Source organism: Marinactinospora rubrisoli (genome assembly GCF_042664915.1).
Lineage (GTDB): Bacteria > Actinomycetota > Actinomycetes > Streptosporangiales > Streptosporangiaceae > Marinitenerispora > Marinitenerispora rubrisoli.
In genome coordinates this window covers 26,414-41,031 of sequence record NZ_JBHTBH010000005.1, presented here as the reverse complement: position 1 = coordinate 41,031, position 14,618 = coordinate 26,414, and the positions used below count along the sequence as shown (strand labels likewise).

The following is a 14,618-nucleotide window of genomic DNA, read 5'->3' as shown; positions in this document are numbered from 1 at the left end:
CGGGCGGCCGTCCCCCGAGGCGGGCGGGCCGGTGGGTGGGGGCGCGGCGGCCGGTGCCGCCGCGCCCCGGGGTCACACCAGCGGCCGGGCGGTCGGCGGGATCGCGGTGGGCAGCGCGGTCTCGTCGTCCGAGAGGAAGCGGTCCACGCCCGCGGCGGCGGAGCGGCCCTCGGCGATGGCCCACACGATGAGCGACTGCCCGCGCCCCATGTCACCGGCGCAGAACACGCCCTCGACGCTGGTGGCGTAGTCGGCGTCGCGCACGACGTTGCCGCGGCCGTCCAGCTCCACGCCGAGCTCGTCCAGCAGCCCCTCCTTCTGCGGGCCGACGAACCCCATGGCGAGCAGCACGAGCCCGGCGGGGATCTCCCGCTCGGTGCCCTCGACGGGCTCGAAGCCCTTGTCGGTTCGCCGGACGTCGACGAGCCGGAGCGCGCGGACGTTCCCCTGCTCGTCACCGACGAACTCCAGGGTGTTGACCGAGTAGATCCGCTTGCCGCCCTCCTCGTGGGCGCTGGTGACCTTGTACAGCATCGGGTAGGTCGGCCAGGGCTGGCTGTCCGGCCGCGTGGTGGGCGGCTTGGGCATGATCTCCAGCTGGGTGACCGAGGCGGCGCCCTGGCGGTGCGCGGTGCCCACGCAGTCGGCGCCGGTGTCGCCGCCGCCGATGACGACGACGTGCCGGCCGCGCGCGCTGATGGCGGGCTCGGCGTAGTCGCCCTCCTGGACCCGGTTGGCGAGCGGCAGGTACTCCATGGCCTGGTGCACGCCGGCCAGCTCGCGGCCGGTGGCGGGCAGGTCCCGCCAGGCGGTGGCGCCGCCGGCCAGGAGCACGGCGTCGTGCTGGGCGCGCAGTCGGTCGACGGTGATGTCGACGCCGACGTTGACGCCGGTGCGGAACACGGTGCCCTCGGCCCGCATCTGGCCGATGCGCCGGTCGAGGTGCCGCTTCTCCATCTTGAACTCGGGGATGCCGTAGCGCAGCAGCCCGCCGATCCGGTCGGCGCGCTCGTACACGGTGACGTCGTGGCCGGCGCGGGTGAGCTGCTGGGCGGCGGCCAGGCCGGCCGGGCCGGATCCGACGACGGCCACGGTGCGGCCGGTGCGCACGGCGGGGGGCTGCGGGCGGACCCAGCCCTCCTCCCACGCGCGGTCGATGATGGAGACCTCGACGTTCTTGATGGTCACGGCGGGCTGGTTGATACCGAGCACGCACGCCGACTCGCACGGCGCGGGGCAGAGCCGGCCGGTGAACTCGGGGAAGTTGTTGGTGGCGTGCAGGCGCTCGATGGCCTCGCCCCAGTCGCTGCGGTAGACGAGGTCGTTCCACTCGGGGATGAGGTTGCCCAGGGGGCAGCCGTTGTGGCAGAACGGGATGCCGCAGTCCATGCAGCGCGACGCCTGCTTGGCGACGGTGCCGCGGTCGAAGTCCTCGTAGACCTCACGCCAGTCCTGGATGCGGACGTCCACCGGGCGGTGCCGCGGCAGCTCGCGCTCGGTGATGGTGATGAACCCCTTCGGGTCGGCCATGGCGGTGTTTCCCTCCTTCCGTACGAACGCCTGCTCAGGACTGCGCGGCGGCCATGACGGCCTCGTCGACGTCGCGGCCCTCGCGCTCGGCCGCGGCGCGCGCGGCGAGCACGCGCTTGTAGTCGCGCGGCATGATCTTGCCGAACCGCTCGACGGCGATGTCGAAGTCGGCCAGGACGCGCTGGGCGACGGTGGACCCCGTCTCGGCGTGGTGGCGGCGCAGGACGTCCTCCAGGAACGCGCGGTCCTCGTCGTCGAGCGGGTCGATGTCCACCATCTCGCGGTTGACCCGGCCGGGGTCGAGGTCGAGGACGTAGGCGATGCCGCCGGACATGCCGGCCGCGAAGTTGCGCCCGGTGCCGCCGAGGATGACGGCGCGCCCGCCGGTCATGTACTCGCAGCCGTGGTCGCCGACGCCCTCGACGACGGCGAGCGCGCCGGAGTTGCGGACGCAGAACCGCTCGCCGACGACCCCGCGCAGGAACACCTCACCGGAGGTGGCCCCGTAGGCGATGACGTTGCCGGCGATGATGTGCGTCTCGGCCGCGAACGGCGCCTGCTCGTCGGGCCGCACCGTGATGCGCCCGCCGGACAGGCCCTTGCCGACGTAGTCGTTGGCGTCGCCGACCAGCCGCAGCGTGACGCCGCGGGGAAGGAAAGCGCCGAACGACTGGCCGGCCGAACCGGTGAGCGTGACGTCGATGGTGTCGTCGGGCAGCCCGTCGGCGCCGTACCGCCGGGTGACCTCGTGCCCGAGCATGGTGCCGACCGTGCGGTTGACGTTGCGCACCGGCAGGTCGAGCTTGAGCGGCTGGCCGTACTCCAGCGCGCCCTCGGAGAGCTGGATCAGGGTGTTGTCCAGCGCCTTCTCCAGTCCGTGGTCCTGGGCGCGGACCCGCCGGCGGTGGTCGCTGGCCCAGGGCCGCACGTCGTGCAGGATGGGCGTCAGGTCGAGCTGGGCGGCCTTCCAGTGGTCGACGGCCTCGGCGGTGTCGAGGAGTTCGACGGCGCCGACGGCCTCGTCCAGGGTGCGGAAGCCGAGGGCGGCGAGGTACTCGCGGACCTCCTGGGCGATGAACTCGAAGAAGTTCACCACGAACTCGGCCTTGCCCGAGTAGCGCTTGCGCAGCTCGGGGTTCTGGGTGGCGACGCCGACCGGGCAGGTGTCGAGGTGGCAGACCCGCATCATCACGCAGCCGGAGACGACGAGCGGCGCGGTGGCGAACCCGAACTCCTCGGCGCCCAGGAGCGCCGCGACGATGACGTCGCGGCCGGTCTTGAGCTGGCCGTCGGCCTGCACCACGATGCGGTCGCGCAGCCCGTTGCGCAGCAGGGTCTGCTGGGTCTCCGCCAGGCCCAGCTCCCACGGGGTGCCGGCGTGCTTGAGGGAGGTGAGCGGGGAGGCTCCGGTGCCGCCGTCGTGCCCGGAGATGAGCACCACGTCGGCGTGCGCCTTGGAGACGCCGGCGGCCACGGTGCCGACGCCGGCCTCGGACACGAGCTTGACGTGCACGCGCGCCGAGGGGTTGGCGTTCTTCAGGTCGTGGATGAGCTGGGCGAGGTCCTCGATGGAGTAGATGTCGTGGTGCGGTGGCGGCGAGATGAGGCCGACGCCGGGCGTGGAGTGCCGGGTGTCGGCGACCCACGGGTAGACCTTGTGGCCGGGCAGCTGGCCGCCCTCGCCGGGCTTGGCGCCCTGGGCCATCTTGATCTGGATGTCGTCGGCGTTGGTCAGGTAGTGCGAGGTGACGCCGAACCGGCCGGAGGCCACCTGCTTGATGGCGCTGCGCCGCAGGTCCCCGTTGGCGTCGGGGGTGAAGCGGCTCGGGTCCTCGCCGCCCTCCCCGGTGTTGGACTTGCCGCCGAGGCGGTTCATCGCGATGGCGAGGGTCTCGTGGGCCTCGGCCGAGATGGAGCCGTAGGACATGGCGCCGGTGGAGAATCGCTTGACGATCTCCGAGACGGGCTCGACCTCGTCGATCGGGACGGGCTCGCGGACGCCTTCGCGGAGCCGGAACAGGCCGCGCAGGGTCATGAGGTTCTCGGCCTGCCGGTCGATCCGGGAGGTGTACTCCTTGAAGATCTCGTAGCGGCGGGTCCGGGTGGCGTGCTGGAGCTTGAAGACGGTCTCGGGGTTGAACAGGTGCGGCTCGCCTTCGCGCCGCCACTGGTACTCGCCGCCGATGGCCAGGCGCCGGTGGTGGGCGGGGTTGGCGGCGTGCGCGGCGGCGTGCCGCACCCGCACCTCCTCGGCGAGCACGTCGAAGCCGACGCCGCCGAGCCGTGAGGTGGTGCCGGTGAAGCACCGGTCGATGACCTCGGCGCCCAGGCCGAGCGCCTCGAAGATCTGCGCGCCGGTGTAGGAGCCGACCGTGGAGACCCCCATCTTGGACATGATCTTCAGGACGCCCTTGCCGAACGCCTTGAGGGTGTTGCGCGCGGCGCGCTCGGCGTCGACGCCGCTGATGACCCCGCGGGCGACGAGGTCGCGCACGGTGGCGAGCGCGAGGTAGGGGTTGACGGCCGAGGCGCCGTAGCCGATCAGCAGGGCGACGTGGTGGCACTCGCGGACGTCGCCGGCCTCGACGACGAGGCCGACCTCGGTGCGGGTCTTCTCGCGCACCAGGTGGTGGTGGACCGCGCCGGTGAGGAGCAGCGACGGGATGGGGGCCTCTTCGGCGGCGTTCCCGGCGCCGGCTCCGGGGCGGTCGCTGAGCACGATGATGTGCGCGCCCCCGGCGATCGCCTCGGACACCTCGCCGCAGATCTGGTCGAGGCGGTCGGCGAGCGCGGTGCCGCCGCCGGCCACCGGGTAGGTGCCGCGGACCACGTGCGCGCGGAACGCGGGGTCGCCGCCGGGCGCCCCGGCGGCGACGATGGCGGCGAGTTCGGCCTCGTCGATGACGGGGGTGGGCAGCACGATGCGCCGGGCGTCCTCGGGGTCCGGCGACAGGACGTTCTCCTCGGCGCCCAGCGCGGTGTGCAGGCTGGTGACGAGTTCCTCGCGGATGGCGTCCAGCGGCGGGTTGGTGACCTGCGCGAATCCCTGCGAGAAGTAGTCGAAGAGCTGGCGGGACCGGGTGGACAGCGCGGCCACGGGGGTGTCGGTGCCCATGGAGCCGATGGGTTCGGCGCCGGTGCGCGCCATCGGCGTGAGGATGACGCGGAGTTCCTCCTCGGTGTAGCCGAAGACGCGCTGGGCGTGGTCGAGGTCCTCGACGGGGTCGGGCTCGGCGGCGGGGAGCTCGTCGAGGCGCACGACGCCGCGGCGCAGCCATTCGGCGTAGGGGTGCTGCGCGGCGAGTTCGGCCTTGATCTCCTCGTCCTCGATGATGCGGCCCTGGGCGGTGTCGACCACGAAGATCCGGCCGGGCTGCAGCCGGCCCTTGCGGACGACGCGGGCGGGGTCGATGTCGAGCACGCCGACCTCGCTGGCGAGGACGACGAGGCCGTCATCGGTGACCCAGTAGCGGCCGGGGCGCAGGCCGTTGCGGTCCAGGACGGCGCCGATGAGGGTGCCGTCGGTGAAGGTGACGGAGGCGGGGCCGTCCCACGGCTCCATGAGCATGGAGTGGAACTCGTAGAAGGCGCGCACCGCGGGGTCCATCTCGGTGTGGTTCTCCCACGGCTCCGGGATCATCATGAGCACCGCGTGCGGGAGCGACCGGCCGCCGAGGTGCAGCAGCTCCAGAGCGGCGTCGAAGGAGGCGGTGTCGGAGTCCTCGGCGTCCACGATGGGGAACAGCCGGGAGATGTCGCCGGGGATGAGGTCGCTGGCGAGGGTGGCCTCGCGGGCGCGCATCCAGTTGCGGTTGCCCTTGACCGTGTTGATCTCGCCGTTGTGGGCGACGAACCGGAAGGGGTGCGCCAGTGGCCACGACGGGAAGGTGTTGGTGGAGAACCGCGAGTGCACGAGCGCCAGGCCGGAGGTGTAGCGCCGGTCGGACAGGTCGGGGAAGAACGGTTCCAGCTGGGGGGTGGTGAGCATCCCCTTGTAGGTGATGGTGCGCGGGGACAGGCTCGGGAAGTAGACGCCGATCTCGTGTTCGGCGCGCTTGCGGACGCAGTAGGCGTAGCGCTCAAGGTCGATGCCGGTCAGGCCGGCGGTGCCGGTGCCGGGGCGGCCGGCGATGAAGAGCTGGCCGAAGTACGGCATGACCTCGCGGGCGGCGGGGCCGCAGTAGCGGGGCTCGAACGGCAGGTCGCGCCAGCCGAGGACGTCGAGGCCCTCTTCGGCGGCGACGGCCTCGATCCGGCGGACGGCTTCGGCGCGTTCGGCGGCGTCGGTGGGCAGGTAGGCGATGCCGGTGGCGTAGCCGCCGGCCGCGGGGAGTTCGAAGTCGCAGACGTCGCGGTACAGCTCGTCGGGGATCTGGGTGAGGATGCCGGCGCCGTCACCGTCGTCGGGGTCGGCCCCGGAGGCTCCGCGGTGGTCGAGGTTGCGCAGCACGGTGAGCGCCTTCTCGACGATGTCATGACTGCGACGGCCGGAGAGATCGGCGACGAACCCGACACCGCATGCGTCGTGTTCGTAGGTGCTGTCGTACAGGCCCTGGGGAGTGGTCGTGGCGTTCGGTCGGACGGACGAACGCTGAACCCGGCCAGCAGGCATCTACCCTCCTGTCGTCGTGCGTCTGGGCTTTCGAGAAAGCGCATTCGGGACGACATTGGCCCTGCTGCGTCGGTTGTGCTGAGCGGCCACCCGCACCTGTTGCGCCGTCGGCGATCTCCGAATCTGCGGCCACGCCGTCGTGCCGTGCGGAGTTTCGCCAGGTGGCGAGGGTGCTCGGGTACCTTACGTTACATGGTTTTACCTGATGGTCCAGACCTGTCGCCAGTGGAGGTCTAGACCAACCGTCGCCGCGGTGCGACGGTCGTGCCGCTCCGTCCGGGACGGTGCGGAGCGGGTCCGGCGCGTCGTGCCGGCCCTGCCAAGGTGTATCCGTGTGACGGACCCCGCAAACATCCCAAACGGGATCAAAGCAGCCGGACTACTGTACAACCGCCCGGAACAGCGGTCCGCGCCCAGGGGAGCCGAATCACCCGGCCGGGCCGGACCCGCAGGTCAGCGCACCGGCGGGCGGCCCAAGCAGCGGAGGCGTCCGGGGAGCGGCACGGGACCCGTACGATGTGCATCGATGACCGCTCTTCCCCCGGCCCTGACCGCGCTGCTCGACTCCCAGGGCGCGGACGCCTCCCGCAGCCACCGCGTCCTGGCCGCACTGGCCGACGGCGGGTGGTGGACCAGCCGGGAGCTGGTCCGTGGCACCACCGTGGCGCACCGGGCCGTGGAGGCCGTCCTGACCGCGCTCGGCGAGGAGCTGCGGCGCGACGGCGACCGCGTCCGGCTGGCCTCCCCCGCCGCGTACGCCGCTTTCACCGAGGCGCCGCTCACCGACCCGGTGCACCACCTGCTGGCGGCGCACCCGCGTGCGGCGGCGGAACTGGACCGGCTCGTCGCGGAGGCGCCGCCGTCGCGCGCCGACCTGGACCACGTCGCGGCCACGCCCGCGACCGCGCTGCGGCGCGCCCTCCTGCTGGACGGCAGGTTCGCGCTCGCGGGCCGGCGGCTGCTGTGCGTGGGCGACCACGACCTCACGTCGCTGGCCACCACGCTGGTGCGGCCGGAGGCCGAGGCGGTGGTGGTGGACATCGACGAGCGCATGCTCGACTACATCGACACCGCCGCCGCCCGCCTCGGACTGCCGGTCCGCTGCCACTTCGCCGACCTGCGGCTCGGCCTGCCACCGGCGGTGCGCGGCCGGGCCGACCTCGTCTTCACCGATCCTCCGTACACCCCCGAAGGCGTGGAACTGTTCGTGCGGCGCGGCCTGGAGGGGCTGGCCGATCCGCGGCACGGCCGGGTGCTGCTCGCCTACGGCGCCAGCGAGACCACCCCGGCGCTGCTCGCCCGCACCCAGACGCGGCTGACCCGGCTCAACGTGGCCTACGAGGCGATCTGGCCGGACTTCAACCGGTACCTGGGCGCGGAGGCGATCGGGGCGGCCAGCGACCTGTACGTGTTGCGCCCCACGGCGCGCACCCCGGCGGGCGGCGACGGCCGCGAGGCCGCCCGCATCTACAGCCAGGGCGCCAACGCCCGGGAGTCCGCCGGTGGACTGGACGAGACCTCGGTGCACGCGCTGCTGGACCGCTTCGCCGCGGACACGCTCGTGGGCGGCCGGCCGCTCCAGGCCCGGCCGGAGGTGCGGCGGGTGCGGCTCGCCACCTGGCTGGCCGAACCGGCCGCATGGGCGCCCACCGGTACCACGACGTCCGGACCCGGCAGGGACGCGGCGGGCTCCGGCGCGCTGGTCGACCTGACCGGCGGCTGGGACGCCCTGCTGGAACGGGTCCTCCTCGCCGCACCGGCCGCCGACGTGCACGTGGTGCTGCCGAGCGGCGCCGCCCAGGTCCGCAGCGAGGCCGGCCAGCGCGCCCTGCGCGACGCCGTCGGGGACCGCCACGAACTGCGGTTCCTGCGCGGCTGCCCGGACCCCCGGCACACCGTCGTCGCCGCGCGGTACCTCCCCCCGGATGACGACGCGCCGCCGGGCGCGCGACTGCTGCGGCACTGCCGTGACCGCGCACACGGCAGCATCGCCGCGGTGCTGCGCGAGGGACTGATCCGCGTGGCCGCCGAACTCGGCCGGCCGATCAACAAGAAACAGGCCCGCACACGGGTGGCCGCCGCCGCTCCGCGGCTGTCCGGCCACACCCTCCTCGACCTCCCGCTGCACCGGGTGGCGGCGCTGCCGGACCTCACCGCGGCCCTCGTGGCGGAACTCCCGGCCGACTGACGCTGCCCCGGCGCCGTTTTGCCGGCGGCCGAACGACCGCGCGGGCACGCGGGCCGAACGCGGCCGAGCACCGGCCGTTCCGGCAGGCGGTGCCCGCCGGCGACACCGCAGTGGACGCGGCGGGCTCCCCTCCCCCACCCGGTGGAACACCGCCGCGGGCCGGGCGAGGCCCCGCCCTGATCCGCGCATCCGCGGCGGACCGTTCGGCCATCGCCGGCGCCTGGAGAGACGAAGCGGGTGAACGTCCGGCCCGGACCGCCTCCGATCTTCCGGCTCACATCGGCAACGACCGGCGTTGATGACGCGCCGGTGGTCGGCCCGCCGCTTGTCATCGCGGGGGTGGGCGGGCATGAGCGGGGCGGGCCGGTCACCCTCGAAGGGCCGGTGGGTTCATGCCGCCTGGCCATGTCACCCGGCGATACACTGGCCCGTCCCACAGACGTTTGCCCGCCCTAGAGGAGCGAGTCCGAGGTACGGGGGTGGCTACGGGCGCAGCGGAGGGCGTCCGAAGATCTCGCCGTGCGACGAGACCTGGACACCCTGCTGACCGCAATGTGTGCCGCGCCGACCCGCTCACCCGACCCAGGAGGATCGGCCGCCCGCACCGTCCGGCGCCGGACCGATCCGCCTGGCCGTGCCCCAAGCCGCCGCCCGGCTTCGCCTCCGTGCGGCACCGGATCCGCCACGCCCACACCCACTCGCGCGGCCTCTTCCCCCACGTGCCCGCCGGTCCGGAAACCGCGAACGCCGCAGCAGCGCCGACCCACTGTTCGCCCGGCTCGCGGAAACCGGCCCGACGCGTCGTCGGCCAGAACGACGGCCTCTGGCCGGCAGGGCCGGCCACGGCCGTTGCCGCGCTCGCTGCCGTCACCCTGGGGATCGCTTCGAAGCGTTCATCGAACAGTCCGGCCACCATCCGGTCAGGCCCGGCCGCAAGGACGGAACCGTGCCACGGGCACCCGGCCCGAGTCCGCCAGTGGCGCGAAGCCATCATCGAGCAGCGCCTGCTCGCACTCGCCACCGCGATCCGGCGAAGCGGCCGACCGGCGCGCCCGTCGAACGCGCACTGATCGCCTATGACGACCGAGGACATCGGACTCGGTCTGCGCCGTGGCGGCCCGGCTCTCGGCTCGTTCCGTCACCGTTCCGGGCCGATACCGAGCCGTGGCGGCCGAGCACCGGGGCCCCCGGTGGGGCTCCGGCGTCGCGGGCGCGCCCCTGCCGCCGCCCGCACCGTGGGTCCGGGCGTTCCCGCCATGGGACGGCAAAAGGGCGTCCGGCCGGATTTCGGCCGGACGCCCCTGCGGTTCTTCTCCTCGTGGGCGGCGTGCCGTGCTTCCCGAGGGTGCCGCTCCACCCCGTGTCACGGGCCGCCGGACGCCCGGCGGCCGCGAGATCAGCCGGTCGGAACGCCGGTGCCGGTACCCGTACCGTCGACTCCCGTACCCGTGCCGCCGTCCACACCGGTGGTGCCGCCGGTTCCGGCGCCCGGGTCCACGGCCGTTCCGTCCTGGGTTCCGGTGCCCGGCACCTCGGTGCCGGTCCCCGTCGTGCCCTCGGTTCCGGTGCCGGTGGCGGTGTCGTGCTCCAGCAGGCGGCGGAACAGCGGGAAGTCGAAGTTGCCGAGCGCGATCAGCGGGCCGCTGAGGTTCTCGCGCTCCTCCGGCGACGTCGAGGAGAGCGACTGCACCCACGTCACCACCAGGTAGTGACCGTTGACCGTCGCCTCGGCCGCGCTGTAGCCCGCGCCGAGCCGGTCGAAGGGCTCCTCCTCGCTGGGCGGCAGCAGGAAGCCGTTCGCCGCCTCCTCCTCACCGTCCGGCGGCTCCAGTGCCGCGGCGACCGCCCGGGCGGCGTCGGCGTCGCGCAGCTTGAGGATGGCGGCGACTCCGACGTGGTCCTCGGAGGTGTAGCCGGCCCGGGCCACCTGGGAGCAGTCCGCGTCCGCCAGAGCCTGCACGACGGACTCGCCCCAGACCGCCTGGGCGCAATCGTCGGTCAGCGAACTGGCGGCCAGGGTGAAGGTCATGCCCTGGCTGTCGATCTCGTCGTTGCCGCGCTCGAACACCTCCTGCTCGGCCAGCGGGCGCGGGTCGGTCTCGCGGTCGGCGAGCACCTCCGTGGTCTCCCGGCTGGTGTACACCCCGTAGGAGTTCGGGGCCGCCTGTTCGGTGCCGCCGCTGAAGCCGAATCGGATGACGAGGACGACGACGACCGCCACCACCACGGCCGTGCCGAGCACCCCGAGCAGGACGGGTACCAGCTTCCCGCGCTTGCCACCGGAGTCGGATCCGCCGCGCCTCGACTTGCGCCGCGCCCCCTTGCGGCGGGGCGGCGGTGCGGCCAGCCCCTCGATGGAGTCGCCTCCGGCGGGCTTTCTCCGCCGACCGGGGGAACCGGGCGCGGACGGTTCAGTAGTGGACACCAGAACCTCTCGGGGGTGGGGGGAAGCGTTCTCGGGCGTTCCTCGGGGAACACGGTGGAGGGAGACCAGATTAGCGGCGAAATCGCGCCCGGGCGGAATCACGGTCACCGGCGGCGGCGCGGCGCACGCGGTTCCGTCCGTCCGCGCCGCCGCCGACCGGTCTAGCCCTCGTCCTCGCCCTCGGTGGCCGCCGACACCTGCTGGTAGACGGAGACCGCCGCGTCCATCGCGACCACGTTCAGCGTCGCCATGGACTCGTCGTCCTCGGGCTCGGCCCCGTCGGCGCGGGCCACCCAGAACACGGCCAGGTAGTGGCCCATGACCTGGCTGGTGGCCTGGCTGTATCCCTCGTGCAGGCCGGGGATCTCGTCGTTCATGGGGAGCACGAACCCGGGCATGGCCTGCGGGTCCAGCTCCTCGGAGACCGCGGCGGCGGCGTCGGCGTCGGCGAGGTCGAACAGCGTGAACTGCGCCACGTACGTCTCGTTCTCGTCGAGGTAGACGCCGCGCGCGGCCGAGGTGCAGGCGCCGTCGGCCAGCGCCTGGGCGAGGTCCTCGCCCCACACCATGGCGGTGCAGGTGTCGGTGACCTCGGAGTCGCGCAGCGTCAGCTCGAACGGCGACAGTTCCAGCTTCTCGGCGGGGTTGAACACCTGCTCCACGGTGAGGGGCTCGGCGTCCTCGGCCCGCTCGGCGATGGGCGCGAAGATGTCCTGCTGCGGCTGGGCGTGGAACAGTTCGGGCTGGAGGGTGCTGTGCCCCTCGGGCGGGGCGACGATCTGGGTGCTGGCCTCGCCGGGGCCGTCGGAGGGGGCGGCCACGAGCTGGTAGCCGAGCACTCCGAGCAGGGCGACCAACGTCACCCCGAGCAGGCCGAGAATCCCGCCCAGCAGGTAGGTGCCGCGCTTGCGCTGGCTCTGCTCGGCGAGCGTGTAGACCATCTGGCTGGGACGGTCTCCGAGCACGGTGACGCGCTTGAGTGCCGAGGCCGAGAACCGGGAGACCTGGTCGATGGGGCCGCTGGTGGTGGTGCCGGCCGCCCTCCGGCCGCGGCGGGCACCGGTGCCGGAGGCGGCGCGCCGGCCGCCCGGTTCCTTGGCCTCGGTGCCGGCCGGATCGCCGGCCTCCGCGGCCGCCGCGGAGGCGGCGGCAGCGCCGGCCCGGCCGCCGAATCCGCCGAACCTGCCCATCAGGCCGGACTTAGTGGACTTACCGGATTTGCGACCCTGCTTCGCGCCCCGTTTGCGCCCGCCGGAGCGAGCGGACCGGCCGTGCGCCCGGCCGGGCTCGGCGTCCGGGTCGCCGGCCGGCTCCTCGTACTCGTAGGCGTACTCGTCGTCGTACGCGTACTCGTCGTGGTCGTACCCGCCGTACTCGGAGTCCCGCCCGCGCCCGCCGGCCGGACCCTGCGCGCGGCGACCGCGATCGTCGGGCCGGTCGTCGACGGCGGCGCGGCGGCCGGCCGCACGGCGACCGCCCCGGCCGCCCCGCGGCTCGCTCGATCGGGACCGGCGTGAGCCGCGCCGCCGCGTCGGGTCAGTGGAGTCGGAATTGCTCACCTAGGTCTCATCCGTCCGTCGGGACGTCGGGCCGGTCGTGGCGTACTTGCGGTACGCCACGACCGGCCCGCGCCCGTGCTCGCGTTTCGCGGTGTCCGGGCCGTCGTTCACCGGTTCGGTTCCGGCCGACGGTCCCTCGGCCGGCCGCGCGACGCGCGACGGCCGGTCAGGCGGGGCCGCGGTCGCCCGAGGCCGGGGGACCGGTGTCGAGGCGCTCCGTCCGCTGCTCCGTCTCCGCCGTCTGCTCGACGGTGGCCTCCGTGGCGTCCACGGCCACCGTGGCCGGCTCGGTGCCGGTCCCGGCCGGCCGCACCTGGTCGGAGAAGCGGTCGAGCCGCCGACCGGCCCAGATGAAGTACGCCAGGGCGGCCACGAACACCAGGATCGAGGTCCAGTTGTTCAGCCGCAGGCCGAGCACCGTGTGCGCCGGGTCGACTCGAAGGTACTCGATCCAGAACCGCCCCACACAGTAACCCATGACGTACAGCGCGAAAAGCCGTCCGCCGCGCATCTCGAACCGGCGGCCCGCCCACGCCAGCACGACGGCCAGCGCCAGGCACCACAGCGACTCGTAGAGGAACGTGGGGTGGTAGGTGAACTCGCCGGGGATCATCCCCGGCCGCAGCGCCCCCGTGGGGTACGGCGAGATCTCCACCGCCCACGGCAGGTTCGTCGGGGCGCCGAAGAGCTCCTGGTTGAAGTAGTTGCCCCACCGCCCGAAGGCCTGCGCCAGAGGAAGAGTCGGCGCGATGGCGAACGAGAGCCGGCTCATGGACAGGCCGCGCCGTCGCGCCACCAGCCACACTCCGAGCGCGCCGAGCGGGATCGCCCCCCAGATGCCGAGGCCGCCCTCCCAGATGAACAGCGCCCGGATCGGCTCCCGGCCGGGCCCGAAGTACAGCTGGTAGTCGGTGATGACGTGGTAGAGGCGACCGCCCACGAGGCCGAGCAGGACGGCCGGGACCGCGAGGTCCATGATGGTGCCGCGCTCGCCGCCCATGGCCGCCCAGCGGCGCTCGCTCCACACCACCGCGGCGATGACGCCCGCGAGGATGCACAGCGCGTAGAAGTGGATGGTGAGAGGCCCCAGGCTCAGCGAGCTGACGCCGGGGCTCGGGATGGCCGCGAGGGCGCGGCCGGTGGCGGCCGCGCCCGCATCGAAGGTCGACGGGATGGTCATTCGTCCGATTATTCCTTGCCGCTGGATGGTTCGGCGGCCGTCGGGCTCGGGGGCGCGGAGTCGTCGGCGCTCAGCGGCTTGGTGTCCACCTGCCCCGGTTCGGCCTCCTCGACCGCCCTGGTGAGCCCGTTCACCCGGTAGACGTCGTTGCCCTGCAGCGTACCGTCGATGTAGATGGACGGGGTCCCCGTGAAGCGGTTGTCACCGGACGGGTACCGGGCGTTCACCGCGGCGGTGGCGTCCAGGAGCTCCCCGACGTAGGTGCCGTCCAGGAAGGAACCGTCCACGCCGTTGTCGTCGCCCCACGCCATGAGGTCGGGCAGCGTCATGGTGGCCAGCTCCTCCTCCGGGATCTCGGCCTGGCCCTTTTCGGAGAGTTGCGGATAGTACTCGCCGACGAACCGCTCGACGACGCGGTTCTCGGCGTCCACGCGCTCGCCGAAGCCGGCGTCGGTGATGCCGACCTCCTCGCCCCAGCTCTTCAGGTCGTCGACGCTGAACCCCGGCTGGCCCTCCCGCGGCTGGTTCTCGAACAGCACGTCGTTGTACTGCACGAACCTGCCGTAGTCGGCCGCGGCGCGTGCCGCGGCGCCGCCGCGCAGCGAGTTGGTGCTGATGGGGTCGGACTGCTGGGCGAAGATGCTCACCGGGCGGTAGTGCACGATGGCCTCCCCCTCGGCGGCGAGCTGCTTGAGCGTGTCGGCGTTGATCGTCTCGAACTGCCGGCACGCGGGGCACTGGAAGTCGGCGTACACCTCGACCACCGGGGCGGAGGCGCCCTCCTGGGCCATGACGACGCTGCCGTCGTCCTGCAGGATCTGCGGCGCGAGCGCGCCGTTCCACTCCTCGGCGGCCCGCCCCTGCGCGGTCATGTACAGGTAACCGCCGCCGACGACCAGCGCGACCACCACGACCGCGGCGCCGATGATGGCGAGGAGTCTGTTGCGCTTCTCCCGCTGCTGCTGCTTCAGCCGCTCCTGCTTGAGCCGCTCGCGGGCCTCGCGCCGCGACGCCTTTCCCATCAGTCGTTCACCATTCCTCGCCTGTTGGATTCCGGCCGGCGGTGCACGGACGCACTCTGGCGGCACCGCTCGCCACGGGCCGGGCGGCCTGGTGCGGTGGGC

At 73.4% G+C, this 14,618-nt stretch carries 7 protein-coding genes; 1 reads left to right on the top strand and 6 read right to left on the bottom strand.

The window, feature by feature from the left end:
* Positions 1-72 precede the first annotated feature (72 nt).
* Positions 73-1,530: a glutamate synthase subunit beta gene (locus tag ACFQRF_RS11505; protein ID WP_379871034.1), complete on the bottom strand. Its 1,458-nt coding sequence runs from the start codon at positions 1,528-1,530 to the stop codon at positions 73-75.
* 34 nt (positions 1,531-1,564) lie between these two features.
* Complete coding sequence (gene gltB / locus ACFQRF_RS11500; protein WP_379871033.1) at positions 1,565-6,142, bottom strand: glutamate synthase large subunit; 4,578 nt, start codon at positions 6,140-6,142, stop codon at positions 1,565-1,567.
* A gap of 526 nt (positions 6,143-6,668) precedes the next feature.
* Here gltB and ACFQRF_RS11495 point away from each other — a divergent pair.
* Positions 6,669-8,330: a bis-aminopropyl spermidine synthase family protein gene (locus tag ACFQRF_RS11495; protein ID WP_379871032.1), complete on the top strand. Its 1,662-nt coding sequence runs from the start codon at positions 6,669-6,671 to the stop codon at positions 8,328-8,330.
* Between the two features lie 1,396 nt (positions 8,331-9,726).
* Here the strand turns inward: ACFQRF_RS11495 and ACFQRF_RS11490 are convergent.
* The 4 genes from ACFQRF_RS11490 to ACFQRF_RS11475 form a co-directional block, all read right to left on the bottom strand.
* Complete coding sequence (locus ACFQRF_RS11490; protein WP_379871031.1) at positions 9,727-10,755, bottom strand: hypothetical protein; 1,029 nt, start codon at positions 10,753-10,755, stop codon at positions 9,727-9,729.
* Between the two features lie 161 nt (positions 10,756-10,916).
* The gene (locus ACFQRF_RS11485) at positions 10,917-12,314 is read right to left on the bottom strand and encodes a hypothetical protein (RefSeq protein WP_379871030.1); all 1,398 of its coding nucleotides are present in this window, start codon (positions 12,312-12,314) and stop codon (positions 10,917-10,919) included.
* 166 nt (positions 12,315-12,480) lie between these two features.
* Positions 12,481-13,494 carry a prolipoprotein diacylglyceryl transferase gene (gene lgt, locus ACFQRF_RS11480; RefSeq protein WP_379871029.1) on the bottom strand — a complete coding sequence of 338 codons (1,014 nt, stop codon included), beginning with the start codon at positions 13,492-13,494 and terminating at the stop codon, positions 12,481-12,483.
* Positions 13,495-13,502: 8 nt separating this feature from the next.
* Positions 13,503-14,516 carry a DsbA family protein gene (locus ACFQRF_RS11475; protein WP_379871028.1) on the bottom strand — a complete coding sequence of 338 codons (1,014 nt, stop codon included), beginning with the start codon at positions 14,514-14,516 and terminating at the stop codon, positions 13,503-13,505.
* Between the last annotated feature and the right edge of the window lie 102 nt (positions 14,517-14,618).